The following is a 3,493-nucleotide window of genomic DNA, read 5'->3' as shown; positions in this document are numbered from 1 at the left end:
AACTTCGCCACCGGGGCGGAGTGGGTCTGGAGCGCCGCCACCAAGGCGCGGCCGATTTCGTGGTAAGAGACAATCATCCGCTCGTGGTCGGAGAGGATTTTGTTCTTCTTCTGATACCCGGCAATGACCACCTCGATGCTCTCTTGGAGGTCCTCCCGGGTGGCGAGCCTCCGTCCCTGGCGTACGGCCCGCAGGGCGGCCTCGTTGACCATGTTGGCCAACTTCGCACCGGAGGCCCCGGAGGCGGCACAGGCGATGGTGTTAAAGTCCACATTCTCCGCCAGCTTCACCTTGGCGGCGTGAACCTTTAGGATGGCCTCGCGGCCCTGAAGGTCGGGAAGAAGCTGAGGATGGGGTTCATCTCCTTTGGCCTCACCTTGTCGAACACGCAGCCGCTCTCCCACAGGCGATCCACCAGGCTGGGGTCATGGAAGGTGATCTGGCGTACAGGCCAGGCTCCTCGGAGGTGTCAACGAAGTAGATGACGTCCTGCTCCACCTGGGCCACGGCTACCTTCAGCATGGTGAGGAAGGTGCCGTAGTCCACCTGCGTGATCTCTTGGCGCATCAGGCGGGGAAACAGCAGGGTATTCAGCAGGATCATGACCACTAAGACGATAAAGCAGTAGAGGATCAAAGGCTTTTGGGGCTTTTCGATTTTTTACATTTCTAATTTCTCCTTTCCGGGCCGTCTCATATAAGCATTATTTTTCTCAACATTTTGCAATTTTCAGCCCTAACCTTATGTAACTCGGCAAATGGTGGCAAAACCTTGATTTTCAGGCGTTTCCGCCATTTGCCGTTTAGGAGAGTTCTTCGCATATCTCGGCGTATCCCGGCGTGGCTTTGCGCTGAAACGTAGTACGGAAGTAGTAAAAGCGGCCTTTCACTTCCTTTTTTACTACGCAGCCAGCCGCTCCATCTCCGCCTTTACGGAACAGGCGTCAACATGGGTGTAGTAGTCCAGCGTCATGGTGATATTGGCGTGGCCCATGATGTACTGCAACGCTTTGGGATTCATACCGGCGTTTGCCATACGGGTGCAGAATGTGTGTCGGAGGGAGTGCGGGGTGATGTTGGGCAACTGTTCCTTGTGATGCTTGTTGTACTTTTTCACAAGGTTTTTAAGCATACCATTGTAATTAAGGCCCACCTTCGGCATCCCGTCACAGGTAAGAAACAGGAAGTTTGTGTAGCCGTCCACTGTGATGGTGTCCTTCTTCCCCCGGTTCTTCAGCACCCGCCTAAACGCCTGATAGACCAGCTCACTCATAGGGATTTCCCGATAGCCGCTCTTGGTCTTGGGCGTTTCAACGTAATAGCCGTTTTTGCTGTCCCGCAGAAGTTGGTGGTCTACCCGGATCAGCCGATTCTTCAAGTCAAGGTTCGTAGTCAGCCCGCAGAACTCGGAAATGCGCAGCCCGGTTCCCAGCAGAATGATAAGCTCGTCGGCGTACTTCTGATACACAGGGTCATTCTGCGCAAAGTTGATCAGGCTTACCTCCTGCTCCGGCGTCAGCACGGTTTTCTCGCCCCTGTCGTCCTCCAGGACTTTGTTCAGGGCAAAGCTGAACGGGTTCTTACGAACACAATCGTCCTCAATGGCGATGAAAAACGCAGCCCGGAGGGAACGCTTGTAGTTGCTGATGGACTGGAAGCTAAAGCCCTTTTCCCTCATGCGGATGGCCCACTCCTTTGCGTCGGAGGGCTTCACCGCGTCGATGCTTTTTCCACCGAGAGGGTCATCCCTCAGAAGGCCCATCAGATACTCCCGCTGCTTCTTGGTGCCCCGCTTCACATCCATCCGCTGACTGTTCTGCTTGGCGTAGAGCTGGCAGACGGTCATTTTTTTGCCCACGGTGTCGATGCCATCCGCAATATCCCGGTTGATCTCCTTTTCCTTTTCCCGGAGGGAAACATCGTCCCGCTTGCCAGCCGGGGTCTTGTCCGTGGCTACCAACTTCCAGGCATAGACGAATTGGGGCTTGCCGGTGCTGTCCGTGTATTTATATGCGTATCTCCCGTCTTTCCGCTGGCTCTCTCCAGTTCTTAAAATGCGGCCTTTGCTGTCACGTCGTTTTTCCGCCATTGTAAAAACTCCTTTCCAAAACTGGAACGAGCCTTGATACGACTTGACTATATTCTATCATATTTCCGGCTCAATACAAATCTGCGATCAGATCACATCCAGGGAGTCAATGACCTTTTCAAACTGCCTGCGCTTAATCTGGATGCGGTTCCCGTTCATTATCAGCCAGTTGGCGTCCGGGTTTTCCTCTGCCAGTTTCCGCAGTTTCTTTTCTCCGATACGGAAGTATTTAGCGGCTTCCTCGATGGTCAGCGTGTACTTCTCCCAAATGGGCACATCAGGATAACTCATACGCCCGCCCCTCCTTTCGGCGTGACCACATACTCCATTCCAGGGCGCTGGCCGCAGTAGACGCATACCTCTTTTTCAGTCAGTCCCGGTACAGCTTCCCGCAAAGCAAAAGCGCCTGTGCCGCGAAAAGCGTCAGCACAAGCGCCACATAAGCAGAGGGTCAGTTTCGGGGGCACAGGTTCGATCAGGCCAATGCTGACCGCCAGAGCGTGATTGATGCCCTGGATATGTTTCTTGTCCAATCTGCCGATGTAGCTGGACAATCGCTGCTTGTCCACGGTGCGAATTTGTTCCAACAGGACAAGGGAGGGCTGCGTCAGCCCGTTCCCGGCGTCCAGGTAGTAGTGGGTGGGCAGCTTGGCTTTGATGTTGGCCTTGCTGGTGATGGCGGCGATGATAACGGTGGGGCTGTACTTGTTGCCCACATTATTCTGGATGATAACGACGGGCCGGGTGCCCTTCTGCTCCGAGCCGATCCCGTGGCCCAGGTCGGCGTAGTATAAGTCGCCGCGCAAATATGCCCTGCTCATGGTATTTGACCTCCCATAAAAATTAGACGGCCTGCGCCGCCTATGTAGGGGCCGGACAGCATAACATATCAAGGTTGGCGGAGCATAAACGCTCCCGTTTCCATAAACCTGTCCCGCTATCCGGCCTATATGAAAGCAAGCCTATTTGTCCGCGACACCCCGGCCCGCTGAGGGAAGTCATCAAACGGCTGGCGGCAACCAGCTCCACGGGAATTTCACCCCCGGCAGGTTCTCTGTCGGCTGCTCTCATTGTCTGCGACGGCTTCACGCTGGAACACGCTATCACGCTCGGACTGTGACTGAACAGGAGTATCATTGTCCCTATTGCCGGTCGTGGCCGTACCGGGAGCCGCCCGGTATTTCATGGCCGCTGGTTCTCGCTCCATGCCGGACGGCAGACCGTGGACGAAATGATAGTGTGGCATCCCGCTGTCTTGTTCGGCACATCCTGGCGCGGCGGCAAAGGTAGCTTGCGGCAATAGGAATGTGCTTGATGAATGGGTATGAAATTTTCAAAGGTCAAACCCATTCACCGTAAAGGACGAGGAACAGGTGGAAGGCTTTCCATCGCCCTCCACCTGTTT

Annotated in this window: 4 protein-coding genes and 1 pseudogene; all 5 read right to left on the bottom strand. The window is 54.9% G+C overall.

The window, feature by feature from the left end; all coding sequences use genetic code 11:
* Positions 1–350: pseudogene (locus JX325_RS13850) on the bottom strand (cell division protein FtsH); the annotation flags it as partial.
* A gap of 22 nt (positions 351–372) precedes the next feature.
* The gene (locus JX325_RS13845) at positions 373–636 is read right to left on the bottom strand and encodes a hypothetical protein (protein WP_016322953.1); all 264 of its coding nucleotides are present in this window, start codon (positions 634–636) and stop codon (positions 373–375) included.
* 264 nt (positions 637–900) lie between these two features.
* Positions 901–2,088 (bottom strand): site-specific integrase, encoded by a 1,188-nt coding sequence (locus JX325_RS13840; protein ID WP_204791679.1) that lies wholly within the window; start codon positions 2,086–2,088, stop codon positions 901–903.
* 87 nt (positions 2,089–2,175) lie between these two features.
* Positions 2,176–2,379, bottom strand: coding sequence for an excisionase (locus JX325_RS13835; RefSeq protein WP_016321997.1), 204 nt, complete (start codon positions 2,377–2,379; stop codon positions 2,176–2,178).
* On the bottom strand, positions 2,376–2,909 hold the full coding sequence (locus JX325_RS13830; RefSeq protein ID WP_204791678.1) for a type II toxin-antitoxin system PemK/MazF family toxin: 534 nt from the start codon (positions 2,907–2,909) through the stop codon (positions 2,376–2,378). The genes JX325_RS13835 and JX325_RS13830 overlap by 4 nt, the downstream gene beginning before the upstream one ends.
* Positions 2,910–3,493: the final 584 nt, after the last annotated feature.

Source organism: Oscillibacter sp. CU971 (assembly GCF_905219725.1).
In the GTDB taxonomy this organism is placed as follows: Bacteria; Bacillota; Clostridia; order Oscillospirales; family Oscillospiraceae; genus Oscillibacter.
This window is presented reverse-complemented; position numbering and strand designations above follow the sequence as displayed.